Genomic DNA, 23944 nt, shown 5'->3' on the forward strand with positions numbered 1-23944 from the left:
CCTCCGTTTATCGGGTCAGCCCGTTGTTCGCTCTACATCAAGAACACTTTCAACCTGACGGATCTTTTCGATCAGAGAATTCAGTTCCTGTTTGCTGCATACATTAAAGGACATGGAAATCGTGGCGCGTTCCTGCTTGTTGGTACGGCTGTTAATGGAACGAAGATCGATCTTCCTCTCTGTAAAGATCTTGGAGATATCCACCAGAAGTCCGGTACGGTTATTTGCATAAACCTGGATCTCCGCTTCGTATTTCTCGGAATCCGCTCTGTCCGGCATCTGCCACTCTGCTTCAATGAGACGTTTCCGGTCAATCTCAGGCATGTTGAGCACATTCACACAATCTGTACGATGAATGGTGATCCCTCTTCCTCTTGTTACAAAGCCTACGATCTCATCTCCCGGGATCGGACTACAGCATTTGGAAAAACGAACTGCCACATCATGAATGCCTTTTACTACAATGCCACTCTTACTCTTGGCAATGTGAAGCTTCTCCTGTGATTCGGAAGCTGCCTCCAGGACCTGTTCATCTGTAAGATTCTTCTTATGCTCCCTCTCATAGGCTTCTACCAGCTTGTTAAACACCTGACCTTCTTTCAGGCCGCCATGTCCGATCGCTGCCAATACAGAATCCCAGTCTCGGAAACCATATTTATGCATTACCGATTCCATATACTGTGGCTTGGTATATATGCCTGGTTTAAAGCCCTTGGTCTTGGCATACTGATTCAGCATGTCCTTACCCTTCAGGATATTATCTTCCTTCAGTTCTTTCTTAAACCACTGGTTGATCTTATTCTTAGCCTGTGTGCTCTTTACGATCTTCAGCCAGTCACGGCTGGGGCCCTGAGAATTCTGGGATGTTATGATCTCAATACGATCACCGTTTTTGATCTTATATTCAATAGGAACAAGTTTGCCATTGACCCTGGCACCTACCATCTTGTTTCCTACTGCACTGTGCACGCTGTATGCAAAATCAATAGGTGTAGAACCATTTGGGAGTGTTTTTACATCTCCCTGGGGAGTGAAACAGTAAACACTGTCCGCAAAAAGATCCAGATCATTTTTCAGAAGGCTCATGAACTCCCGGTTATCGGACATGTCGCGCTGCCACTCCAGAATCTGGCGCAGCCAGTTCAGCTTCTCTTCCTCACTCTTTCCAGGTTTCTTACCATCGGAAGTTTCCTTATATTTCCAATGAGCTGCAATACCGTATTCTGCGGTTTTATGCATTTCAAATGTACGGATCTGGATTTCGAAAGGCTGTCCGTTAGGGCCGATCAGTGTTGTATGCAGAGACTGATACATATTGGCCTTCGGCATTGCGATATAATCTTTAAATCTGCCGGGGATCGGCTTATACATCTCATGGATAACACCAAGAGCTGCATAACAGTCCTTCACAGTATCTACAATGATACGTACGGCAAACAGGTCATAAATCTGATCAATGGTTTTATCCTGATTGACCATCTTCTTATAGATGCTGAAGAAATGCTTCACGCGGCCATCCACCTGTGCCCTGATATTGGCATCCTCCATATGCTGCTTTACCTGTTTCACGATAGAATTAACAAATTCCTCACGGGCGCTTTTGCGAAGAGCAACCTTTTCTACCAGATCATAGTAAACATCCGGCTTCAGATACTTAAGAGAAAGATCATCCAGTTCCACCTTGATCTTGGAAATACCAAGCCGCATCGCGATGGGAGCATAGATATCCATGGTTTCTCTTGCTTTCTCCTGCTGTTTCTCTGGTCTCATATACTGCAGGGTACGCATATTATGAAGACGGTCCGCAAGCTTGATCAGGATGACGCGGATATCCTTAGCCATTGCAAGGAACATCTTTCTTAAATTCTCAGCCTGAACCTCTACCTTGTCCTTGGAATAGGACAGCTGTCCCAGCTTGGTAACACCATCTACCAGAAGTGCTACCTCAGAACCAAATTCCTTTTCCACCTCTTCATACGTCATCCAGGTATCCTCTACCGCATCATGAAGAAGGCCTGCCACTATGGTTTCCTTATCCAGCTCAAGATCCGCAAGGATGATTGCAACACAGAGAGGATGAATGATATAAGGTTCACCGGATTTACGTTTCTGATCCTTATGTGCCTCACTGGCCACTTTATAGGCCTTTTCGATCATGGAAATATCTGTAGACGGATGATATTTCTTCACGCTTTTTATAAGCTCCTGATAAAGAACCTCAGGGCTTGTAAAATCATGCATGGATTTCACCGCCGCATCTGCCTTCCGGACAGACTCTCTTTTTTCTTCTTCCTTCTGTATCTCAATGTTTTGTTTTTCCGTATTTTTTGTCTCTGCCATTAAATCCCACCTGCCTGTGCACAATTTCATACTGCCGTATGACTACAACAGTTCACATCCCCTTCCACCGACAAAAAATCATTTTCCGTCGTAACAGATCACAGATGCCACATTATAACCTTTGAGACGCTCACGCCCCTTCAGACCTGCAAGCTCCATAAGGAAAACCACCTTGACAACCTCGCCGCCAAGCTCCTCCACAAGCTTGATGGCTGCTTCCACGCTTCCGCCCGTAGCGATCAGGTCATCCACAATAACAACCTTCTGTCCCGGCTTGATGGAATCCTTATGCATCTCGATAGTTGCACTTCCATACTCCAGCTCATAGGTTCTGGAAACGGTCTCACATGGAAGTTTTCCTGCTTTGCGGACCAGAACAAAGGGTTTGTGAAGATTATATGCGATCGGCATACCAAAGATAAATCCTCTGGATTCAAGACCTGTGATCACATCGAACTCCTCACCCTCCAGACAATCCTGCATAGAATCAATGGCAAGCTGTAATCCATCCGCATCCTGAAGGACGCTGGTAACGTCACGGAAAATAATCCCTGGCTCTGGAAAGTCCGGGATACTTCTTACATATTCTTCTATTTTTTTCATAATAACCTCCAATGGTTTAATTTGTCAATCAGATGTTAGATAGTATAGCACTTTTTCTGTAGGGAATCAATGTGCAACCCGACAGAACTCGCGGAATTACGACAGGCCCTGGACTGCATATTGCCCAGTACAGAGCCTTCTTTCCTGTTTTACAGTCAATTACTCGCTGTCAGGATCTGCATTTTAGTGATACCTTCTCCTGTTATTCTGTAATATAATTTCGGATTACGATCTGTAAGGTCTCTCTTCCCTGATAACGGTTGATCTCAGGATAATATGTGACCGCAATACTTCCACAGTTTTTTATTCTATCAACAAATTCATCTGCTTCTCCAAAATATACTGCTTCCACTACACAGCCGGTACTGTCTGACAGCTGAAGCTTTGCCACATTCCTATTTTTGCCAAGAATACGGCTGCTTAAAACCCGAAGTCCCTTCTGTGCAAAAATCGGTTTGGTATTTCCCTTTCCAAAAGGCTCCAGCAGGGATATCTCTTCCACAAGTTCCTTATTTATATAGGAAACCGGCATTGGCACATCGATCAGGATCTTTGGAGCCAGATCCTTTTCTGTCAGAGTACAGTTTTCGTTTAACCGTCTGCGGAACTCTTCCACATTTTCTTCTTTAATAGATAATCCTGCCGCCATAGGATGACCGCCATACTGTTCCATCAGATCTCCGCATTTTACCAGTTCCTCAAACATGGAATAGCTTTCTATGGAACGTCCGCTGCCTTTCACCATTGTTTCACCTTTTGTCAGAACAAAGACCGGTTTATTGTACTTTTCTCGGATACGTCCCGCAATAATTCCGGCCAGACTTTCGTGACAGTCCGGTAAATAGATCACAAGAACCCTGTCCTGTCCGATTTCTGTCTCTTCCACAATACGGATCGCTGCTTCCTTTCCCTCTTCCGTGAGAGCTTTTCTGCTTTGATTCAACGCAGTCAGATCACCGGCAAGTTTTGCTGCTTCATCTTCCGTCTCCGCACAGAGCAGTTTCAGGGAACGTGCAGCGGTATCCAGTCTTCCACTGGCATTGATACATGGTCCCAGCACAAACCCTACATGATAGGCAGTGATCGGCCCATCCTCCAGGCCATTGGCACGGATCAGTTCACGGAGACCTTTGTTAGAAGTGTGGGAAAGTCGTTTCAGGCCTTCCTTTACAAGGATGCGGTTTTCACCCTGAAGATCCATCACGTCTCCCACCGTGGCAATGGCTCCTAATTCCAGAAAATCTTCCAGCTCTTTTTCCGGAATCCCGCATGCCTCATAGAGAGCTGTCACCAGCTTCAACGCAACAACTGCTCCGCACAATCTTTTCTCTGGATAATTACAGTCCGGTTGTTTTGGATTTACAATGGCATCAGCCGGCGGAAGGATCAGTTCTCTTCCATCTTCCGTTTCTTTATAGGGAATTTCATGATGATCGGTTATTATCACCGTCATTCCATTCTCTTTAGCCATAGTGATTTCATTGTACGCCGCAATTCCATTATCACAGGTAACAATTACGTCAATCCCATCATTCACTGCTCTTTCGATCAGGTGCTCATGGATTCCATATCCGTCCGCCACACGGTCCGGAATATATGTATCTGCCAGAGCTCCTGCACGCTTCAGTCCCCTGATCAGAATGAAAGTCGATACTACCCCATCAATATCATAATCGCCTATAATACGGATGCGTTTTTTTTTCTTTATTTTATTCTGCAGGATCTCCACTGCCTTGTCCACATCTTTCATCAAATGCGGAGAAGCCAATTCTTCCACCGTTCCATAAAGATATCTGCGAATTTCATCCCTATCCTGTACATCCCGATTTCGGATCAGTCTGGCGATCACCGGATCAATTCCGAATTCTTTTCCAATTGCCGCAAAATCCGCCCGTTTTGCAGCAACAACCCATCGTTCCATGTTGTTTCCTCCTCGATGCTTTGCCGCTTTCTTTCTTCAAAGCAACACAATAACCGTATTGTAACTCATACTCCTGCATAGCTGCAAGTTTTTTATGCCACACAAAAAAAACGTTCCGCCAGGAAATATTCTTTCCCGGTACGGAACGTTTCTGTTATTCAGCAATTTTATTCAGATTTCTCCTCATCATTCTGCTGCTTTGCTGCCTCCTGCGCTGCAAGGCGCTCGGCAACTCTTTTACGGTTTTTCTTCTTCGGCTGCTGAGCTGTCTGCTGTCCGGATGGCTGTTTTACCTTTTTCTCAGATTTCTCGGAAGAAATCTTTGCGGAAGCTGCTACAGCTGCCGGTGCTGCAACACGATTTTTTCTGAATGTTTTCATGGTGTACCACAGAGCACCAGTGATGCATACAGAAGAATATGCTCCACCGACGATACCTACCATCAGCGGTGCTGCAAATTCTTTAATTGAGGAAACACCCATTACATAAAGAATTGCAACCATTACAAATGTTGTCAGGGATGTGTAAATGCTTCGTGTCAGAGTTTCTGTAACACTGGTATTTACGATTTCTTTCAGTTTCTCATCCTCAACTTTCTTTCTGCCTCTCATATTCTCACGGATACGGTCGAAGATGACAATAGTAGCATTGATGGAATAACCTACGATCGTCAGCATACACGCAATAAATGTATTTCCCACAGATGTTCTGGAAATAACATAAAACGCAAGTACGACCAGGACATCATGAAGAAGTGCAAGTACTGCACTGCTTGCAAAGCGGATATCTTTGAAACGGAACCAGATGTAAAGAAGCATGAAGATCGCAGCTACGATAACTGCTACGATAGCGTCTCTTCTCATCTCATTGCTGACAGTAGCGGAAATATTCTCCGATGTGATCAGACTTGTATCTACATCAAAATTTTCCTCCAATGCCTTATTCAGTGCTTCTCGTTCCTTGAGATCCAGAGAACGTGTTTTGATCACTACCTGATTGGTTCCCTGCACCTTGGTCGGCTGTACATTCTTATCACCTGTCACTGCCTCAACAACCGGTGTTACCTTGGAATCGATCTCCTTGATATCCATCTCTTTATTGAAGGTTACATTGGTAGAAGTACCGCCGGAAAACTCCAGACTGTAATTCATGGCTTTGTCACCGATCACATTACTGTGGACCAGCATTCCTACAGGTCCGCAAAGGATCAGGATAATGGAAACAGCAAAGAAGATTTTTCTCTTTCCAACGAAATCCACAACCTTACGTTCCTTGGCAATGCCATAGAATTTCGGGTCACGAACACCAATTGCGTATACCGCATTAATAACAAGCCTGGATATAACCAGTGCTGTAAACATGGAGATCACGATACCCATTGCCAGCGTGTAGGCAAATCCCTTAACAGAACCGGAACCAAGCCACATCAGCACACAAGCCGCGATCAATGTTGTGATGTTTCCATCAAAAATAGCGGAAAATGCTTTGCTGAATCCACTTTTGATCGCTGCATGGACAGAAAGGCCTGCCGCGATCTCCTCACGGATTCTGGCGTAGATGATAACATTAGCATCCACTGCCATACCAATGCCCAGGATGATACCTGCAATACCCGGAAGCGTAAGGGTGATATCAAAGGCATTCAGTGTGATCAGCATTAAGGTTGTATAAAGAACCAGTGCAACAGATGCAACCAGACCTGGGATACGGTATGCGATGATCATGATCAGCATAACGATCACAAGACCGATCGCTCCGGCTTTTACACTTGTTGCGATGGCTTCTTCACCAAGCTGTGCAGCAACTACGCTGGAACGAAGTTCGGTAAGCTCAAGACTTAAGGAACCGATTCTTATGTAAGAAGCAAGATTCTGTGCCTCTTCTGTACTTGCCATTCCGGTGATCTGAGCTTTTCCGCCGGAAATCTCCTCATTTACATTCGGAGCGCTTAAAACCTGATCGTCATATACGATTGCGATCTGCTTTCCAACATTTGCCTTGGTAGCTTCCGCAAATTTGGTTTTTCCATTTTTTGTAAGAGTCAGACTGACTGCATATTTCTGGGAGCTTGTGGATGAATCCTGATAAGCACCTCCCTCAGCGTCTGCAACGTCTGTACCTTCCAGTACAACAGATCCGGCTTTCTGGATATCCTCAATACTTCTTGCAAGAACATATCCACTCTCACTGTTTCCTGTTGTAAAATTCTGGTTTCCGTCTGCATCTGTCTGATCGATAAAATACAGAGAACCTGGCTTTCCAAGTTCTTCCAGGATCGCATTTGCATCTGATACTCCTGGAATCTCAATGGTGATACGGTTGGAACCTTCCTGATATGCCTGTGCCTCAGTACTGTACTGAGAAACACGCTGCTGCATCTTGTAAACAGTATCGGACATGTCTTCCTTGCTCGGATTGCTGTCCTTAGCCTGGTATGTGATGCTGACACCGCCGGCAAGATCAAGTCCGGTGTTGATATTCTTAGCCGAACCTGTTCCTGTAGGACCAATGCCTACCGCAGCCACATAGCAGAAGAATACTGTGACAATTGCTGTCAGAAGCAGCACTGCAATTCCTCTACTTTTCTTCATTTTCTTTTTCCTCTCTTATTCCGCCAAAGCGGCTTTTATCATGATAGCGCACTCCACACGCTTCCTCTGGAGTTCGCATCCGATCTTATAATTCCCCCGGATATCTCCGCCGAAATGGTAACCATTTGCCGCACAGCCGCCGCTGCAGTAGAATCTGGCAAAACAGTCTTTACAGTCCGGTTTCGTATAGACGTTACATCTTCCAAAGTCTTTTACGATTTCAGGCTTTGTGATTCCCTCGTCTACATTACCCATAAGGTACTGTTCCTCACCCACAAACTGGTGACATGGATAAAAATCTCCCCACGGAGTAACAGCCAGGTACTCGGTTCCTGAGCCGCATCCGGAAAGTCGTTTGTATACACACGGACCACCGGTAAGGTCTATCATAAAGTGGAAGAAGTTGAATCCTTTTCCCTCTTTTTCTCTTTTGATCATTTCTTTTGCAAGAATATCATACTGTTCCAGGATCTGTGGGATATCCTCCTCACGGATCGCATACTCTTCTGTATCTGCTGCCACGACCGGCTCAACAGAAATCTGCTTGAAGCCAAGATCTGCCAGATGCAGAACATCCTGAGAGAAATCAAGATTATGATGAGTAAAGGTTCCTCTTACATAATACTTGTCCTGATTTCTGGATTCCGCAAATTTCTCAAATTTCGGCATGATCAGATCATAGCTTCCTGCACCCTTACGGAACGGGCGCATGTAGTCATGAACTTCTTTTCTACCGTCCACGCTTAAAACAACATTTCCCATTTCCTTATTGCAGAATTCCATCACCTCATCATTTAAAAGAACGCCGTTGGTTGTCAGTGTGAAGCGGAATTTTTTGTTATGAAGTTTCTCCTGTTCTCTTCCGTATTTCACAAGATCCTTTACAACCTGCCAGTTCATAAGAGGCTCGCCGCCAAAGAAATCCACTTCCAGATTCTTTCTGGAGCCGGAATTAGCGATCAGGAAATCCAACGCTTTTTTTCCTACCTCAAAAGACATCAGCGCACGTCTTCCGTGATACTCTCCTTCTTCTGCAAAACAATATCTACATGCCAGATTACAGTCATGAGCAATATGAAGGCAAAGAGCCTTTACAACGGTCTGGCGGTTTTTGGTAAATTCATCAATGATATTCTCATAAATATCTTTTGTAAAAAGCATTCCCTGTTCCTGAAGCTTCTTACATTCAGTTACAGAGGTTTCTACATCCTCTTTCTTAAAACGGTCGCCAAGCTTCTCAGCAATGGCAGCCGCTTCCATGCCTTCTTCAAGATACGGCAGCACCTCATAGGTTACTTCATCTACTAGGTGGATACAGCCGCTGTTGATATCCAGCACAATATTATATCCATTACTTTGATAACGGTGAATCAGACTCATCTTCCCGCAATCCTTTCTAAAATTCTTTTATAACCCGACAAAACGCGCCCTCCGGCGCGTTTTGCTGGATACCTGTTACTTTCAGATAAAACAAGTGAAGCAGCGGATCTCCCGCTGCTTTCCACTCATTCAACGGCTGCTTCTTATTTATGCTCGCAGCTCTGGTTTCCTACTGTACAGGAAGTCTTGCAAGCAGACTGACAGGATGTCTGACATTCGCCACATCCACCCTTCTTAACCGTGTTCTGAAGGTTCTTTGTATTTAATGTCTTGATATGTTCCATGATATATCCTCCTTTATGTATTCTATTCTTCGCCTAGTATAGCATAAAATCATCGATTTTCAAAGCATTTTTTTGTAAGCTTTTACGACAGCATCCCACCAATGGCTCCGCCACCAAGACACATGAAAAAAGTAGTCAACGCATGGGCAAAGGTCATATCCCATTTCCCCTGTGCCAGAAAAGATACCAGAAGCAGCAGAACATAATAGGAAAGCCCGGTAACGATCCCCCATATATATCGGTCTTTCCGTATGATCTTTCCCGCCATAAAACCTCCGACCAGGCAGGATACTACATAAATAATAATGATCCCCACCGCCGCCGTCCCTCCTCCAAATTCAAACTGAAAGAGCAGAAACGCCAGTATCAGAAGAAAAAGTCCTGTCACTCCATAGGCTAGCAGCAATGATCGTAATATTGCTTTTCCCTTCATAAAAAAGCCCTCCCACAGTCATTATATGGGAGAGCTTTTTCTCTTATTCATTACTTCTTTCTTTTCTTAAAAAACACTGCTACACCAGCTACAACTGCCGCTGCCACAAACAAGATCACAAACGGAAGGATCTGAGTGTTATCTCCGGTATTTACCTGTTTCTTGGATGTTGTTGCAGAAGACTGTTCTTCAGCCTCATTCTCCGCCGTATCACTGTTCTGAGAAGAAGACTGTTCCTGATCTGTGCTATCTGAAGTCAGATTCTGAGATGTCTCTGCCGTATTGGTGTCTGTACTGTCTGTTTCTGCAGAATCTGCAGTACCTGAAGATGCAGTATCCGAAGATGAAGCATCAGCTGCAGGTGTAACCGTTGCACCGGTATTGCTTTCAGCATCTGGCCCTACCAGAGATTTACTTCCAGCGATGCCAAATGGGCTGAATGAATGTGTACTGAAAGTCATTGTGTCACCATCCACGCTTGGAATGATGGTCTCCATTGCGCCATTATCAAGAAGGTGTTCAATCGAATATGTATAGCCTGCCTTTACAGGTACAGTCACACTGATATACTCTCCATCCGGAATTTTATACTCTGTATTATTCTGTGTATCCCAGAGTTCAAACTCATAGGATTTAAAGATCGTTGCATCTTCTTCATTGGTAAACTGATAATCCTCACCACCGGAAACACGAAACTGTACATACCACGGAAGATCAATTCCTGATACAGTGATTCCATCACAGGTATGATTTTGAGACGCAATTTCCTCTTTTTCTGTTTCTGTCAGATCGGTAGCTGCATTCTGAGGGCGTTTATCCTCTGTATCATCTTTCCTGTCAAAAATATTATTCTTGTTTTCTTCAGCATCAGGAGTCTCCGTGATTTCCGGGATCGCAGTGATTTCAGCATCGTTATTTTTTTCATGATTCTCATCGTCTCTGCTCTCAGATGCTGCATCAGGATCCATATCATCTTCTGCCGCCGGAGTTATCGTTACAGCAGGAGTTTCCGCAGCTTCTGCTTCTTCCCCATCCTGAGTTTTATTATCCTCAGATGGTGCAGCTGTTACCTCCGGAGCTTCCGTTATCTCCGGATCCCTTTTTTCCTCTCCACTGGCATCTGCTGTATCTGAAGAATCTGAAGAAGACTGCTCCGTTTTTCCTGTTGTCTCCGAATCTTCTTTATTTTCATTCTCCTGAACACTGTCAGTCTGCAGACCTTCGTTCTTCCCTTCATTCTCTGCAGTGCTGTCCTCTGTTTCTTTTACGGAAGTATCTGCATCACTCTCATTGACGTCAGTTCCATTTTCCTCTTTATCATCGGTTCCATAGGATTCTCCTGAATCTGAATCAGAAGAATCGGAGCTTTCCTCACTTCCGGAATTTTCCTCTGTACTGTCAATGCTGCTGACCACAACTGTCACGGAACCTGTAAGTGTTCCTGAATTACTGTCCCACCCCGGAAGGCCTGAAAGGTCAGCACCTGCAGCAGGTTTGAACACTACCCCACAGGATTGCACACGTTTGTCCGGAACATAAGAACTATCTGCCCAGGAAAGAGTTCCATACGCATTAGATGGGAGCGCAATGTTAGCAAGAGCTGTAGGGCTGTCAATAGTTATATTATCCGGGATCACAGCACCGGATTCTATACCTGAAGAGTTCTCCGCATATGCCGGAAAGGTCTGTCCTCCGATCAGTGTCATGGACAATGCCGCTGCTGCCAGTATTGAAAAGCTTCTGCTAAATGTAACCTTTGTGTTCTTTTTCATAATAATCTGCACCTCTATATTCAAAATCTAAGATTCATATTTGCCTTTTATCAAAAAATTCAGTTATATAAAATATCGAACGCATGTAACATGCGCTCGAACCAATATTTCTCCAAAAATTAATATCTTGTTAATCTTTCGTAACAGATATTTCTTTTTTTCGTCAAATGCATTATAACACAATTCTTTTTTTTACGACACCCCTAAATTAATTTTTTTTGAGCATCAATGAAAATTGTTTAATTATTCTAGTTATTTCCCCCATTACCTCATCAATTCCATCATTTGTCATAATCCACGTATTTTTATCTATAGAATCCACACAACACGAACTCACAAAGAATTCCGTATCCGGATAAAGCAACTTGTAATACATCAACGCACGTCTTGCATGACAGGTTTTACAGCAGAGAATCGCCTTTTTGATATCCAGGTATTCTCTGTCTGTTACCTGCCGGGAATAAATTGCGTTCTCATAAGTGTAGGTTGCCTGATCTTCTTTCAGAATCGCTTCTTCCGGTACACCATTCTGCATCAGAACATCTTTCAAAAAATCCCATTCCGTTTTGTATGTCCCACAATAACATTCTTTCTTGTCAAGAACTCCTGTAAATCTCCCTGCTGTGATACTGTATCTTCCACTAGGCAGGATCTTTGGTGCAAACCCATTCCTGTAAAGCTCCGCTGCTTTTTCCGCCATTTGAGGATATCCGTTTCCCGGAACAAAGATCACATCCGCTTTTTCCGGCTTATCTTCTATAAACATGAAATCTTCTATCTGTTTCAGAAACTCTTCGTACATTATTTTCTATGTCCTTTCTTTACCATCTGCAGCTAAATCCCGGATCAAAAGATATTTATCTGACAGATATCTCTTATCCAGCTTTCTGTATTGCCTAATCATATCACTCTTTCGTGGCAGATGCACTAACAGATCATCTGTTTTCTATTTTGTAACGATCACTGTGCTATATCCACTGTCCCTCAGCCTTTGTTCCATATTGACCGCATTTCCAAGCTGCATATATGCTCCTACCTGAACTTTGTAAAGATCATTCTCTCTCAGGATAAACGCCGGAAATCCCTGATCTGTCAGCTGATACAACATCCTGTCTGCATTTTCCCGATTTCGAAATGCTCCTGTCTGTACCCGATAATACAATGGCTCTTCCACCGTTTCCTCATTCAATGTTCCCAGAATGGCATCTGCGATGCTTCTGGCAATCTCTTCGAATTTTTTTTCAAAAAGCTGATTATCCTTTTCCGAGTTTATAAATCCGGTCTCAATCAAAAGTGCCGGCATTTTTGTGCGCCGGAGCACTACCAGCCCCGGACGTTCTTTTACGCCCAGTTCCCGAAACCCCAGTTCTCCCAATGCTCCCAGGATATTCTGTGCCATCTGATATTTAATGCCTTTCTTATCATAGACCAGTACTTCAACTCCATTGTATTGTTCCGGCTTGGAACTGCTGTTGCGATGAAAAGAAATAAAAAAATCTGCTCCAGCTTCATTTGCAGCTTTCGCTTTTTCAAAAGGAGTCTGATAAATATCTGTAGTCCTGGTATAAACCACATCCACGCCGTTCTCTTCCAGGATCTTTCCTACTGCAAGGGTCAGTTTCAGATTGTCATCCTTTTCCTTGCGATCTTTATAAACAGCACCCGGATCTTCTCCACCATGTCCGGCATCCAGAACGATTTTATATGCCATGTTCTTTCTCCTTGAGAATTTCATTCACAATATGATATGACTGTATGTTTTTTCCTGTGCCTGCATTTCATTTCATGCTTTATTTTGTTTTCCGGATCTGTTTACTCAACATATTTTCACGTTAATTCTTCTTGACTTTTAAGCGTTAAAGTGTTATATTAACACAATCAGCGTTGTATTTTTAAATAATCCAAAAATGCAGCAACATCGTGAGGAGGAAAACAATATGAAAAAGCGTATTTTAACAGCTGTACTCGCAGCAGCTCTTGTAACAGGAACCTGTGCTGCCACAGTAAGCGCCAAAGAAGAAAAGACTTACACAATAGGTATCTGCCAGCTGGTCCAGCATGACGCACTGGATGCCGCAACCAAGGGTTTTGAGGATGCCATCACTGAAAAGATGGGTGATTCCGTAAAATTTGACGAGCAAAATGCACAGGGTGATTCTAATACCTGTTCTACCATTATCAACAGCTTTGTTTCAGAAGGGGCAGACCTGATCCTTGCAAACGCAACCGCATCTCTTCAGGCTGCAGCTGCCGGAACTTCCGATATCCCGATCCTTGGAACAGCCGTTACCGAATATGGTGTCGCTCTTGGAATTGATGACTTTGACGGAACAGTAGGCGGGAACATTTCCGGTACTTCTGATCTTGCTCCTCTTGATGAGCAGGCAGATATGCTCCATGAGCTTTTCCCGGATGCAAAAAATGTCGGACTTCTCTACTGCTCAGCAGAGCCAAACTCCCAGTATCAGGTAGATACAGTAAAAGATGCTCTTGAGAAGCTTGGTTATACCTGTGAAGATTATGCATTCTCTGATTCCAACGATCTTTCATCCGTTGTTACCACAGCTGCCAATGACAGTGATGTGATCTATGCACCTACAGATAATACTGTAGCATCCAATACTGAGATCATCAACAACATCTGTCTTCCGGCAAAGGTTCCGGTAATCGCTGGTGAAGAAGGTATCTGTCAGGCATGTGGTGTTGCAACACTTTCCATCAGCTACTATGATCTTGGATACAAAACCGGCGAAATGGCAGTCAGCATCCTTCAGGATGGTAAAGATATCTCCAAAATGCCGATTGAATATGCACCAAAATTCACAAAAGAATACAACAAAGACATCTGTGACGAGCTTGGTATTAAAATTCCGGATGGATATGAAGCAATCGAAACAGATAAAACAGCTGAATAATCGGTAAAAAACCTATTATACACTGATACAGCGAGAAGGGAGTTCCCCTTCTCGCTGTTCGTGCATAAAAAAGAGGAGGATAATTTAACATGCAGATTATGAGTTTAATAACCGCACTTCCAGGAGCTGCCGCACAGGGGCTTATCTGGGGAATCATGGCGATCGGTGTGTACATTACATTCCGCATTCTTGATATTGCGGATCTTACCGTTGACGGAACTTTATGTACAGGCGGCGCTGTTTGTATCATGATGATGCTCAGCGGACACAATGTATGGGTGTCCATGCTGGTTGCAACAGGAGCCGGACTTCTGGCCGGTCTTGCCACCGGTATTTTTCATACCTTTATGGGCATCCCGGCTATCCTTGCCGGAATCCTGACACAGCTTTCCCTTTACTCTGTCAACCTGAAGATCATGGGAAAAGCAAACCAGGCGATCAATGTTGATAAATTTAATCTTCTGGTATCCCTTCGACGTGTCAAGGGTGTTGCTCTGACACAGAATACGCTTTTTATCGTAGCAATTATGATCATCATTCTGATTGCAGTCCTTTACTGGTTCTTCGGAACTGAACTCGGATGTTCCCTGCGTGCGACCGGATGTAATCCAAGCATGTCCCGTGCACAGGGTATCAACACAGACCGCAATAAGGTTCTGGGACTGATGCTTTCCAACGGACTTGTTGCTCTTTCCGGCGCTCTTCTCACACAGTACCAGGGATTTGCAGATATCAACATGGGACGTGGTTCTATCGTTATCGGTCTTGCTGCAGTAATTATCGGTGAAGCGATCTTCAGCCGTATTTTCCGCAACTTTGCACTGAAGCTGTTAAGCGTTGTATTTGGTTCTATTCTTTATTATCTGGTACTTCAGATTGTTATCTGGATGGGAATTGATACAGACCTTCTGAAAATGCTTTCCGCACTCGTCGTTGCATTTTTCCTTGCTTTCCCATACTGGAAGGGCAAATACTTTACAAAAGCCAAACAGGGAGGTAAATGATCATGCTGAAACTGATCGATATACATAAAACATTTAATCCGGGCACCATCAATGAAAAGGTTGCTTTAAACGGCGTGGATCTTCATCTGAACGAAGGTGATTTTGTTACAGTCATCGGAGGAAACGGCGCCGGAAAATCTACTATGCTGAATGCAGTTGCAGGTGCCTGGCCTGTAGATTCCGGAAAGATCATTATCGGTGGAACCGATGTCACAAAACTTTCCGAATATAAAAGAGCCGCGTATCTTGGCCGTGTATTCCAGGATCCTATGACCGGAACTGCTGCAACTATGGGAATTGAAGAAAATCTCGCTCTTGCCAAACGCCGCGGAAAATCCCGCCTTCTCCGTCCGGGCATTACCCGCCAGGAACGGGAAGAATACCACGAACTCCTGAAGATTCTCGGTCTTGGTCTTGAGGACCGGCTCACTTCCAAAGTCGGACTCCTCTCCGGTGGCCAGCGTCAGGCATTGACACTTCTGATGGCAACTTTAAAGAAGCCTCAGCTTCTTCTTCTGGATGAGCACACTGCTGCTCTTGATCCGAAGACTGCAGCCAAGGTTCTCGAGATCACAGACATGATCGTAAACCGCGATCATCTGACAACCATGATGATCACCCATAACATGCGTGATGCAATCACTCACGGCAATCGTCTGATCATGATGTGGGAGGGAAAGATCATTCTGGATATCCAGGGCGAAGAAAAGAAAAAGCTTACAGTCAAAGATCTCCTGGACAAATTCGAAGAAGCCAGCGGTGAAGAATTTTCCAACGATTCCGCACTTCTCAGCTAAACCACAAAAAAGAACTTTTATAATAGTTAGACAAACAGCATAACACATGGAAAGAACCTGGCCGGAATTTCATTCTTTATGATGGATTCCGGCCTTAATTTCTGTTCTAATGCCAAATAACGATAAACTCAAAGCACTTCCATATGTCACCTCTCTTTAGCTCATTTCAATTCCACAGAGAATTCACCACTCCTTCTGCTGTATCGATAAATGGAAGATGTCAGATAATCCTCTTCCGGAGTTGCTTTCTCGAGCGTATCACTTAGAACTTCTTTCAAATCTTCCGGATAAACCACATCCGCATTATGGACCATTACTTCATGAACACTGGTAAAAACCAGATACAGGTCTGACCCCAGAAGTTCAGAAAGACGTCTGGCTACCCCGGGCAAAAAGATTGCTGCCGCTCCATTAGTACGCTTTTCTGTACTCAGGCAATTCCCGGCAATCCCTTTATTTGGATGGTATGTTCCAAGGATATCCATGAAATTATCTCCTTCATATGTCTTATCAAACAGCATTTTTTCCCAATGATAGATTCTTGGTGGACTGATAAAATATGTATTTATTAGAGCAGCTTCGAAAACAGTATCCGCATCTTTTCCCCATTTCTCCACAAAGCTTTTCTTGATCTTTGCACTCAGAACATATCCCTCTTTTTCTCCTGCAAGATAATAAACCACTAAAGCAATATCTCCGATTTTGTGATGAACCAACTCCTTCAGTATAGTCCTGTTTTTATCTGCATTCAGAAGGCGAATAAAAAGTCTGCTTTTTACCTTCTCATAATCTTTCAGATCATCCAAATCACATAGCACACAATTTTCACTGACTTTCTTTATCTCCCCAACACAATCATGAACGATATTTTCAAAAGAATGTTCCTGACAGTACCTTTTATAAAGTTCTTCTGTATGCAACCCGCAAACTGTTTTTGCCTTTTCCATATGACCACTCTCTACAAATAGCCTATCTCCCAAACAGCCATATTTTTCTCCATCGTTTGAAAAATAAATTTCTTCTTCCTTCAGATCCATAGCCGCAAGAAGGAGCTTTCTCAGGTCCGTGACAAAAGTTTCATAACTTTTTTCCATATTTAATTTCCTTTCTGTGAAACAAAGCGGACGAATGTCCTGACAAAATCCTGTGCGCTCTCACAACGACGCACAAAATGATTCTGATCTGATAACATGATTAGATATTTCTGTGGAAAGAACTTCCACTGTAGAATTGCAGAGAGCAGATTTCTCTGCTGAATCTGAGTTGCTTGCTGTATGGACAAGTATAATAGAAGTTTTCAGATTTGTAAAGAAGTTTTCATCGACAGAAAAAGCAACTTCCGCTGCCTTTTGCTGTCATACCTTTTGTATTGTTTCAGATTTGTGTCTCATTCCGAAATATCAGTAATGGATTTCTCCATGTTCCTCCAGATAATCCAGAAATCCCTCACAACCTTCCTGTATATCTTCATAAGTTTCGTCAAAATTTCCTGTATACCAAGGATCCGCAATATCCCGTCCTGATCCGGCAAAAGTCAGAAACTTATAAAGCTTCTCTTCCGGGTCATTCTTCAGCATCCTGTTAAGATTACGCATATTAGCAGAATCCATACCAATAATATAATCGGATTTTTCATAATCCGCCCACGTAATCTGCTTCGCTCTGTGCGGAACCAGTGGTATTCCCACTTCTCTCAGCTTGTTCACTGTTCCTCTGTGAGGCGGATTCCCAATCTCTTCTGTACTTGTTGCAAAACTGTCGATCAAAAACTGATCTGAAAGGCCGAGCGTTTTTACCTTGTGCGTAAAAACACTCTCGGCCATGGTTGATCTGCAGATATTGCCGTGGCAGACAAATAGCACACTTATCATTGCTTAAAACTCCTTGAAATGCTGTATTTACGCTGTTTACAGGCATTTTCCGATAATCTTCAATCCTGTCATTTTCCTGTATATCACAGCATAAATTCGTATATTTTCTTATCCAAATTTAGTAACTTCTTAGTAATAACCAGCCTGGAAAACAGGCTTTCTAAGAACCTTATAATCAGATTATTTTTAATTCTTTTTTCTATTATTTTATCATACTATGCCAGTTTTGCAATCCTATTCATCTCTTCTTTTGCATCAATTAATCCCAGATGCGTATATACATTTAACGTAACCCCTATATCAGAATGTCCCATTAAATATTGGAGTGCTTTCGGATTCATTCCAGCTTTCGCCATATTGGAACAATATGTGTGCCTGCATACATGAGGCGTGATCTTTGGCATTTGTTTCTCATGAGTACGATTATACTTTCCTAACGCCCATTGAAAATGTTTTTCCCAATGGAGTGCTACCTCAGGCATATCTTTTTTATCCAGGAATAGAAATCGACTATATCCATCTATAATCGGCTCAACCCTTACTTTTTTACGGTTTTTCACAATCTGTTCAAAACATTCATAAACTTCATCTGTCATCGGTAACATTCGTGTTCCACTTGAAGTTTTGGTATCTTCAATGACGTACTGCATTCCTCTGGTTCTCTGAAGCTGATGATTCACATTGATTTTTCTCTCCTGAAGATCAATATCTTTCACTGTCAATCCACAAAACTCAGAAATACGAAGTCCAGTCTTAAACAAAATAAACATTCCATTATAGTATTTTGAGTAATGGTCATCATTTCGGATAAACTCCAGAAATAACTCTTCCTGTTCTTTTGTAATTGCCTGTCTTGTAACACTGTCATTTACGACAACTGTACATAATTGAAATTCAAAAGGATTCTTGCGCAGTAAATCATCTTCAACTGCCATCTGAAATGCAGGTCTTACAATTCCACGCACACTGTGAATGGAACTGTATCCTCTTCCATCTGCTTGCAGCTTAATAAACCATGCTTTTGCATCCGACAATTTTATTTTATCTATTCTTCTGGTTCCGAATTCTTCTTTTTTTATTATATTGATCACAAAATCATAGTTCGCCTGAGTATTATGACGAACCCCCTTTTTTTGTCCAATATATTTTTGAACCAAATCCAAAACTGTTAAATTTCCTCCGTAAGGTACTATACCATCATGTAAATCTCTTTGGATATTTTTTTCTTTTTCCCTTAGAGCTAAGCATGGTCTGCATCCAGTTGGCAGAGAATCTGTTGGCTCTAATTTCCAACTATACAAAAACTTCTGCTTTCCATAACAATCTGTATATACAAACGCATATCTTCCATCTTTTCTCTGACTTTCTCCGTTTCGTAAAATTCGACCTTTTTTATCTCGTCGTTTTTGGTCACGTTTTGTTTTACCCAAACGTCTTCGCCCCTTTCTACGAAGAAGCCCTAGCACGATATAGGTATTATATCATACCAGGGCTAACATTTCCACTTTAAAGTGCTAAATTGTTCGTATATTTTTTACAAAGACGTAGTCTGATCCAGAAAGGCCTCAAATTTCTTACGGTTAATCAATGACTTACACCCCACCTGGACTGTAAAGCAACATTCTGAATTTAGATGTTCCGAAATAAGCATCCTTATTTTCTTTTCACCTATTCCAAAATATTGCACTGCTTCATCCACCGTAAGCATATATTTTTCCCAAATTGGAATCTTACCTTTTTCAATTTTAATCGCCACTCTTCTCTCCTCCTTTTCTCTTTGGACAAAACATTTTTATCTGCCCATGACAATTTACAATTTTATACACTGTCATCGGCAGATAAAATTACAATACAGGTGGCAGTTCAGTACTCTGCCCACATCGGTTTTGCACCGTCATTAAATATGACCAGATTTTTTCTGGAAGTATCATTATCACAGATATGCTTCGTCGCCCTGTGCAGCTGCTACACATTTTGTCAAATTCTTCTCGCTCCATACCTTTACTTCAATGTTATATTTCAGCATTTCCTCGTATTTACTCCATTAACAGAGCAGATATATCATGGCGGATTTACCTAGTGGCTCTACATATCTTCACGTCCTGTATGTAAAACAATATACAATTTTCAAGGTACAAAAATTCCTGAAGGGGAAAAGGAATCTATATTAAATACTCCCTTTACTGATTACTTTTCCTTACATATGATTTCGTATCAAATCCCAAGGTCTTAGTAATCAGTTTTGCTTCCAGGCGTTGACGCAGAGTTTCATCTACACAGTAATGCACCTGTCCAAATTCGTCAAACATTTTTCTGGTAGCCAAAACTGTTATGTACCCTTCATAATGCTTCAACACTGCCTGGATTGCCTCAGTATCACCAGTTGATGCTGCCTCAATAACATGGAATGGCAGCAAATCAAATGCGCATTTCTGTTTTTTACTTTTTTTCATTTGCAGATTCCTCCATATTTTTTCTCATCAGTTCCAGTGATCGTCTACGATGCTCATTAATTGTGCTGCGTACAAGATTCATTTCTCTGGCAATGTTCTGCATCACTCATATCCATAAAATATGATAATAACACAACATTCCTTTTCTTTTCAGTAAGTGTCTGCAGTGCTTCAGCAATCAATGCATCTTTGACTTCTATGTCGTAACCCAGGACCTGAAAACGATGTGTTTCCATTTCATGCTCATCCATTATAAAAAGTCTGTTCAACTCCTTTTCTGATAATTCTGACAACATCACTTCATACTTCTGGCGATATGCCATATGCTTTTCATAATTAATAACTTCACTTTTCAATGCCAGCTTGCACAGAGAATCAAACTGATGTCTGACTGTCTGCTCATCTTGAAAAGAGGATTGCTCCATAAGAGTTCACCTCCTTCCCCGCCGGTAGGCAATAAGCAAAGTTCTTGCTTCCCCTTCACACATATCCCAAACGGATGAGTGCATTTGTCGGGGTGTGGGAAGAAATTTTTAAAAAATTTCTTAATAAATACGAGAAAATTGTTTTTCCTGTATTTTGAGGTATATAAAAAACGTCCTAATGGGTAGTTTTTAGCCCATCGGACGCTATTTATATCAAAAGATAATATTTTGCCATCATTTTTTGTGGCATATAATTCACTTTTTGAGGTAAAGAAATTTATTTGCTTTTTTGAACTATTTATCTATTTCATCCGTCACGTAATGACGGATATGATACCAGACAATAAAATTCTTAATCTTTCCTATACCTCCGGATCTGTTTTACGGAAATTCAGAATTTTATATGTCTTATCAAGCGGATATTCGCAATCCGCTTCGCTACTTGCTCATAACCGAATAACTGCTCCGCAGTTTATCAGAAGGAGTTTGCACTCCTCCTGATACAAGCAAGTCCCCACCCACTGCTTATTGCTTTTCGCAATTGAAGCAGGGGACTTACTTGATTCGGTTAAAAAGTGAAATATCACCCTCTTTTTTAGTGAAATATTAGTTCATTTTCTTTCAAGAAAGGGAACTATACACTAAACATGGAGGTGTATCATATGCCAAAACAAACAGATAAAGAACTGGGATTGTTTTTTAAGAACGCCCGACACGAGCAAAAATTGACTTATGAAGAATTAGCTGAAAAAGCAGAAATGTCCAGCCGATATTTAAAGGAAATTGAAAATGGGGGCCGAGTTCCCAGTTTTCATAAAATCAGAAAACTGGTACGCGCTTTAAATGTTCCTCCTGAACCATTGTTTTATCCAAACAATCATACAGATAATCTTGATTATCAACGCCTGCTCATGTACCTGTCAAAATGCAACGATGAGCAAATTACCGCTATCCTTGCCATCGTAGAAGCATACCTGCGCACATACAAAATTCCTACAGACCACGATAAACAAGATCCCTGAAATTCATTTGAATTCTATCTGAATTATTCTGAAGAAGCGGTATGGTTTCCCATACCGCCACTCTTAACGTGCATATTTTTCTATCATTCTCTTAACATTCGTGGATTTCTTTATTGCCCCTATATTAATAAGAAACTCAACTACATCCATCATTCCCTGGTAATAAGCCCGCTGCTCCTCTTCATAATGGAAATGTTCTAACTGATCCAGATATTTATTCCAGAAATTCTGCTCACGCTCTGGGATTTTTTCCAGATGTAGTGGCAGCTTCTTTTGTATTTGTTTCAAATTCTTCTCTGCTTCTTTCCATTCTTCCGGCTGTACTGTATATTCTCTTTCTCCGGAGTCACAGCGCAATTCCTCAAATAAATTCGATACTGCTTCATAAAATTCATTCATCTTCTTTCCACCTCTCATTAGAATTATTTCTCATTACAGGCAGCATTATCATTTTCTTATTTCAAAAATCAAATAAACTTTCCAAAAACTTCATCTTTAGAAGTATAGTAACAATATTTTTCCTTAAAATCAATAATAATACTTCATCTTTAGAAACTTTTGAGGATCAGAATGATTATTTATTGGGATAAAAAAACGAACAGTAAAAACAGAATAGGACAACGGGTAAAAGAATTACGAAAGGCTCATAATCTTACTCAGAAAACACTCGCTGCCAAATTACAACTTGCAGGATATGATTTTAATGATCTGGCAATCCTGCGAATTGAACAAGGCACACGTTTCGTTCCCGACTACGAAGTTGTCGCACTGGCCGAAGTATTTAATGTTTCCTGCGAATATCTTCTTGGTCTGACGGACGCTCCTGCAAAATAATTCAATTGTATTGCTGCCCATTCTATGCTAAACTATGGATAGATACTTCTGAACAACATACACTATTTATAAACCGTATGATTGGAGTGATTTCATGGAATTAACAAAAAAAGTCCCTACAACCGATAAAAACCAGGAAAACAATCATCTTCTCCGCATGTTAGACCGGGGAATTGATGATATGGAAGCTGGTCGTGAATTGCCACTGGAAGATGCTTTTCGCAAAATCACAGAATTAAGGGATGCACGAAGAAATGCAAGAATATAAAATTATTTTAACCTGGGAAGCAATTTACGATGTCACAGACATTGCAGATTATATTGAAGAAGAATTCGGCCAGCAACGTGCTGACCGTTTTCAATCTGATCTGAAAGAACAAATGCAGAATTTAGGCCAGTTCAGTACTGCCTTTCCCCGAACTCAAATTCTGTACAGAGGATATTCCATACATAAAAGATCTTTTCCGCCATCTATTATTTTTTATATTATAATGGAAGAAACAAAAGAGATTCATATTCTCCGAGTGTTGCGCCATGAACGAGATTGGGAAAATATCCTGTTGCAAAGATCAACTTATACATATCCAGAATGAATACCTGGGAGCCGATCAGAGATTTTTCTGAAAGGCTTCCTTTTTAATTTTAATTACTTCCCACTGTCAATTAAATCATAACTCATATCCAGAAAATCTAGCGTCTTAGCTTCACTGACAGATTCATCCAAAAGAATCGTAATCCAGTGTCGCTTATTCATATGATACCCCGGTAAAAATCCATACGTTTGAATTAACATCCCAACCAGATCAGGATCACATTTTACATCCAGGATATTAATTTTTCCATCTTCTTCTAATCCCAGTGTTTTCTTTTCCACTGCCATAATTATAGCATACCATTTTCCATTTTTATGTCGAAGCACCGCAGAATCAGGATCTTTTTTCCATAAATATTCCGGTTCCGTTCCATATTGCTCTTTCACATATTGAAAAATTTCCTCACGTTTCAAATTTATCCCTCACTTACGATTTCTTGCTCTGATTATACGCTATCAGGATTATATTCTCAACCACTTCTCACAGTTCCATTTATGTTTTATAGCTTTTGCATAGCCTGCTTTGCAGGCTACACCCCAAAAGAAGCAAGCACTGCCAGTGTCATGACAACTGGCTCATTTTGTCAAATTCCCTTTCCGGTTCATTCTACCAAAATGTATCAGGGAGTATCCCTGGCCCTCTCATATTTTATAATTTCTTAATTTGACGTTTTCACCCAGTCCTGTTAAAATAACTTACAGATACA

Annotated in this window: 25 protein-coding genes; 7 read left to right on the forward strand and 18 right to left on the reverse strand. The window is 41.8% G+C overall.

From position 1 onward, the window contains the following. Nucleotides 1-15 precede the first annotated feature (15 nt). From CCC70_RS15740 to CCC70_RS15785, 10 genes are all read right to left on the reverse strand, one after another. Nucleotides 16-2340, reverse strand: coding sequence for a RelA/SpoT family protein (locus CCC70_RS15740; RefSeq protein ID WP_015524639.1), 2325 nt, complete (start codon nt 2338-2340; stop codon nt 16-18). A gap of 78 nt (nt 2341-2418) precedes the next feature. Continuing rightward, a complete protein-coding gene (locus CCC70_RS15745; protein ID WP_021650378.1) occupies nt 2419-2943 on the reverse strand; it encodes an adenine phosphoribosyltransferase in 525 nt (174 codons plus the stop codon). Between the two features lie 202 nt (nt 2944-3145). Beyond that, nucleotides 3146-4864, reverse strand: coding sequence for a single-stranded-DNA-specific exonuclease RecJ (gene recJ / locus CCC70_RS15750; protein WP_287085221.1), 1719 nt, complete (start codon nt 4862-4864; stop codon nt 3146-3148). Nucleotides 4865-5031: 167 nt separating this feature from the next. Then, the gene (gene secD, locus CCC70_RS15755; RefSeq protein WP_287085222.1) at nt 5032-7455 is read right to left on the reverse strand and encodes a protein translocase subunit SecD; all 2424 of its coding nucleotides are present in this window, start codon (nt 7453-7455) and stop codon (nt 5032-5034) included. A 15-nt stretch (nt 7456-7470) separates the two neighbouring features. Continuing rightward, entirely contained in the window at nt 7471-8835 is a 1365-nt protein-coding gene (gene scfB, locus CCC70_RS15760) for a thioether cross-link-forming SCIFF peptide maturase (RefSeq protein ID WP_129975275.1), read from the reverse strand. A 143-nt stretch (nt 8836-8978) separates the two neighbouring features. Further along, nucleotides 8979-9119, reverse strand: coding sequence for a six-cysteine ranthipeptide SCIFF (gene scfA, locus CCC70_RS15765; RefSeq protein WP_015524633.1), 141 nt, complete (start codon nt 9117-9119; stop codon nt 8979-8981). 82 nt (nt 9120-9201) lie between these two features. Next, nucleotides 9202-9552 carry a TIGR04086 family membrane protein gene (locus CCC70_RS15770; protein WP_021650373.1) on the reverse strand — a complete coding sequence of 117 codons (351 nt, stop codon included), beginning with the start codon at nt 9550-9552 and terminating at the stop codon, nt 9202-9204. A 50-nt stretch (nt 9553-9602) separates the two neighbouring features. Then, complete coding sequence (locus CCC70_RS15775) at nt 9603-11324, reverse strand: hypothetical protein (RefSeq protein WP_287085223.1); 1722 nt, start codon at nt 11322-11324, stop codon at nt 9603-9605. A 208-nt stretch (nt 11325-11532) separates the two neighbouring features. Beyond that, nucleotides 11533-12126 carry a YdcF family protein gene (locus tag CCC70_RS15780; RefSeq protein ID WP_021650371.1) on the reverse strand — a complete coding sequence of 198 codons (594 nt, stop codon included), beginning with the start codon at nt 12124-12126 and terminating at the stop codon, nt 11533-11535. A gap of 144 nt (nt 12127-12270) precedes the next feature. Continuing rightward, the gene (locus CCC70_RS15785; protein ID WP_270391358.1) at nt 12271-13035 is read right to left on the reverse strand and encodes an N-acetylmuramoyl-L-alanine amidase; all 765 of its coding nucleotides are present in this window, start codon (nt 13033-13035) and stop codon (nt 12271-12273) included. 226 nt (nt 13036-13261) lie between these two features. On the opposite strand from CCC70_RS15785, the gene CCC70_RS15790 reads away from it, so the two are divergent. The 3 genes from CCC70_RS15790 (at nt 13262) to CCC70_RS15800 (ending at nt 16040) form a co-directional block, all read left to right on the forward strand. Next, nucleotides 13262-14239, forward strand: a complete 978-nt coding sequence (locus CCC70_RS15790) for an ABC transporter substrate-binding protein (protein ID WP_044960660.1) — start codon at nt 13262-13264, stop codon at nt 14237-14239. 89 nt (nt 14240-14328) lie between these two features. Next, nucleotides 14329-15243, forward strand: coding sequence for an ABC transporter permease (locus CCC70_RS15795; protein ID WP_021650367.1), 915 nt, complete (start codon nt 14329-14331; stop codon nt 15241-15243). A gap of 2 nt (nt 15244-15245) precedes the next feature. Next, nucleotides 15246-16040, forward strand: a complete 795-nt coding sequence (locus CCC70_RS15800) for an ABC transporter ATP-binding protein (protein ID WP_021977269.1) — start codon at nt 15246-15248, stop codon at nt 16038-16040. 161 nt (nt 16041-16201) lie between these two features. Here CCC70_RS15800 and CCC70_RS15805 read toward each other — a convergent pair whose 3' ends face one another. The 6 genes from CCC70_RS15805 to CCC70_RS15830 form a co-directional block, all read right to left on the reverse strand. Beyond that, nucleotides 16202-17134 (reverse strand): DUF5688 family protein, encoded by a 933-nt coding sequence (locus CCC70_RS15805; RefSeq protein ID WP_278635539.1) that lies wholly within the window; start codon nt 17132-17134, stop codon nt 16202-16204. 306 nt (nt 17135-17440) lie between these two features. Continuing rightward, nucleotides 17441-17911: a low molecular weight protein-tyrosine-phosphatase gene (locus CCC70_RS15810; RefSeq protein ID WP_287085224.1), complete on the reverse strand. Its 471-nt coding sequence runs from the start codon at nt 17909-17911 to the stop codon at nt 17441-17443. A 215-nt stretch (nt 17912-18126) separates the two neighbouring features. Further along, nucleotides 18127-19341 carry a site-specific integrase gene (locus CCC70_RS15815; protein WP_022214379.1) on the reverse strand — a complete coding sequence of 405 codons (1215 nt, stop codon included), beginning with the start codon at nt 19339-19341 and terminating at the stop codon, nt 18127-18129. Nucleotides 19342-19445: 104 nt separating this feature from the next. Continuing rightward, complete coding sequence (locus tag CCC70_RS15820; RefSeq protein WP_021650362.1) at nt 19446-19667, reverse strand: excisionase; 222 nt, start codon at nt 19665-19667, stop codon at nt 19446-19448. Nucleotides 19668-20091: 424 nt separating this feature from the next. After that, nucleotides 20092-20364, reverse strand: coding sequence for a helix-turn-helix domain-containing protein (locus CCC70_RS15825; protein WP_015541278.1), 273 nt, complete (start codon nt 20362-20364; stop codon nt 20092-20094). Nucleotides 20365-20420: 56 nt separating this feature from the next. After that, nucleotides 20421-20789 (reverse strand): sigma-70 family RNA polymerase sigma factor, encoded by a 369-nt coding sequence (locus CCC70_RS15830; RefSeq protein ID WP_330577243.1) that lies wholly within the window; start codon nt 20787-20789, stop codon nt 20421-20423. A gap of 662 nt (nt 20790-21451) precedes the next feature. On the opposite strand from CCC70_RS15830, the gene CCC70_RS15835 reads away from it, so the two are divergent. After that, nucleotides 21452-21811, forward strand: coding sequence for a helix-turn-helix domain-containing protein (locus CCC70_RS15835; protein ID WP_015524620.1), 360 nt, complete (start codon nt 21452-21454; stop codon nt 21809-21811). Nucleotides 21812-21874: 63 nt separating this feature from the next. On the opposite strand, the gene CCC70_RS15840 is transcribed toward CCC70_RS15835, so the two are convergent. Next, nucleotides 21875-22210, reverse strand: coding sequence for a hypothetical protein (locus CCC70_RS15840; RefSeq protein ID WP_005426510.1), 336 nt, complete (start codon nt 22208-22210; stop codon nt 21875-21877). A 171-nt stretch (nt 22211-22381) separates the two neighbouring features. On the opposite strand from CCC70_RS15840, the gene CCC70_RS15845 reads away from it, so the two are divergent. The 3 genes from CCC70_RS15845 (at nt 22382) to CCC70_RS15855 (ending at nt 23238) form a co-directional block, all read left to right on the forward strand. Further along, nucleotides 22382-22645, forward strand: coding sequence for a helix-turn-helix domain-containing protein (locus tag CCC70_RS15845; protein ID WP_015541275.1), 264 nt, complete (start codon nt 22382-22384; stop codon nt 22643-22645). A 94-nt stretch (nt 22646-22739) separates the two neighbouring features. After that, nucleotides 22740-22913 carry a hypothetical protein gene (locus tag CCC70_RS15850; RefSeq protein WP_005426514.1) on the forward strand — a complete coding sequence of 58 codons (174 nt, stop codon included), beginning with the start codon at nt 22740-22742 and terminating at the stop codon, nt 22911-22913. Beyond that, nucleotides 22900-23238, forward strand: coding sequence for a type II toxin-antitoxin system RelE/ParE family toxin (locus CCC70_RS15855; protein WP_019162149.1), 339 nt, complete (start codon nt 22900-22902; stop codon nt 23236-23238). The genes CCC70_RS15850 and CCC70_RS15855 overlap by 14 nt, the downstream gene beginning before the upstream one ends. A 53-nt stretch (nt 23239-23291) precedes the next feature. Here the strand turns inward: CCC70_RS15855 and CCC70_RS15860 are convergent, their stop codons facing one another. After that, entirely contained in the window at nt 23292-23651 is a 360-nt protein-coding gene (locus CCC70_RS15860; RefSeq protein ID WP_008703804.1) for an MmcQ/YjbR family DNA-binding protein, read from the reverse strand. Nucleotides 23652-23944 lie beyond the last annotated feature (293 nt).

Origin of the sequence: Blautia sp. LMAG:89, assembly GCF_008679485.1 — a bacterium.
Classification (GTDB): Bacteria; Bacillota; Clostridia; order Lachnospirales; family Lachnospiraceae; genus Blautia_A; species Blautia_A fusiformis.

What these genes read in the sequence shown, in the direction of transcription:
- CCC70_RS15805 (WP_278635539.1), bottom strand. Translation starts at nt 17,134, where the DNA reads ATGGAAAAAAGTTATGAAACTTTTGTCACGGACCTGAGAAAGCTCCTT.
- CCC70_RS15770 (WP_021650373.1), bottom strand. Translation starts at nt 9,552, where the DNA reads ATGAAGGGAAAAGCAATATTACGATCATTGCTGCTAGCCTATGGAGTG.
- CCC70_RS15810 (WP_287085224.1), bottom strand. Translation starts at nt 17,911, where the DNA reads ATGATAAGTGTGCTATTTGTCTGCCACGGCAATATCTGCAGATCAACC.
- CCC70_RS15780 (WP_021650371.1), bottom strand. Translation starts at nt 12,126, where the DNA reads ATGTACGAAGAGTTTCTGAAACAGATAGAAGATTTCATGTTTATAGAA.
- CCC70_RS15850 (WP_005426514.1), top strand. Translation starts at nt 22,740, where the DNA reads ATGGAATTAACAAAAAAAGTCCCTACAACCGATAAAAACCAGGAAAAC.
- secD (WP_287085222.1), bottom strand. Translation starts at nt 7,455, where the DNA reads ATGAAGAAAAGTAGAGGAATTGCAGTGCTGCTTCTGACAGCAATTGTC.
- CCC70_RS15775 (WP_287085223.1), bottom strand. Translation starts at nt 11,324, where the DNA reads ATGAAAAAGAACACAAAGGTTACATTTAGCAGAAGCTTTTCAATACTG.
- CCC70_RS15800 (WP_021977269.1), top strand. Translation starts at nt 15,246, where the DNA reads ATGCTGAAACTGATCGATATACATAAAACATTTAATCCGGGCACCATC.
- CCC70_RS15790 (WP_044960660.1), top strand. Translation starts at nt 13,262, where the DNA reads ATGAAAAAGCGTATTTTAACAGCTGTACTCGCAGCAGCTCTTGTAACA.
- CCC70_RS15825 (WP_015541278.1), bottom strand. Translation starts at nt 20,364, where the DNA reads ATGAAAAAAAGTAAAAAACAGAAATGCGCATTTGATTTGCTGCCATTC.
- CCC70_RS15840 (WP_005426510.1), bottom strand. Translation starts at nt 22,210, where the DNA reads ATGAATGAATTTTATGAAGCAGTATCGAATTTATTTGAGGAATTGCGC.
- scfB (WP_129975275.1), bottom strand. Translation starts at nt 8,835, where the DNA reads ATGAGTCTGATTCACCGTTATCAAAGTAATGGATATAATATTGTGCTG.
- CCC70_RS15745 (WP_021650378.1), bottom strand. Translation starts at nt 2,943, where the DNA reads ATGAAAAAAATAGAAGAATATGTAAGAAGTATCCCGGACTTTCCAGAG.
- CCC70_RS15785 (WP_270391358.1), bottom strand. Translation starts at nt 13,035, where the DNA reads ATGGCATATAAAATCGTTCTGGATGCCGGACATGGTGGAGAAGATCCG.
- CCC70_RS15845 (WP_015541275.1), top strand. Translation starts at nt 22,382, where the DNA reads ATGATTATTTATTGGGATAAAAAAACGAACAGTAAAAACAGAATAGGA.
- CCC70_RS15855 (WP_019162149.1), top strand. Translation starts at nt 22,900, where the DNA reads ATGCAAGAATATAAAATTATTTTAACCTGGGAAGCAATTTACGATGTC.
- CCC70_RS15830 (WP_330577243.1), bottom strand. Translation starts at nt 20,789, where the DNA reads ATGGAGCAATCCTCTTTTCAAGATGAGCAGACAGTCAGACATCAGTTT.
- CCC70_RS15835 (WP_015524620.1), top strand. Translation starts at nt 21,452, where the DNA reads ATGCCAAAACAAACAGATAAAGAACTGGGATTGTTTTTTAAGAACGCC.
- scfA (WP_015524633.1), bottom strand. Translation starts at nt 9,119, where the DNA reads ATGGAACATATCAAGACATTAAATACAAAGAACCTTCAGAACACGGTT.
- CCC70_RS15740 (WP_015524639.1), bottom strand. Translation starts at nt 2,340, where the DNA reads ATGGCAGAGACAAAAAATACGGAAAAACAAAACATTGAGATACAGAAG.
- CCC70_RS15795 (WP_021650367.1), top strand. Translation starts at nt 14,329, where the DNA reads ATGCAGATTATGAGTTTAATAACCGCACTTCCAGGAGCTGCCGCACAG.
- recJ (WP_287085221.1), bottom strand. Translation starts at nt 4,864, where the DNA reads ATGGAACGATGGGTTGTTGCTGCAAAACGGGCGGATTTTGCGGCAATT.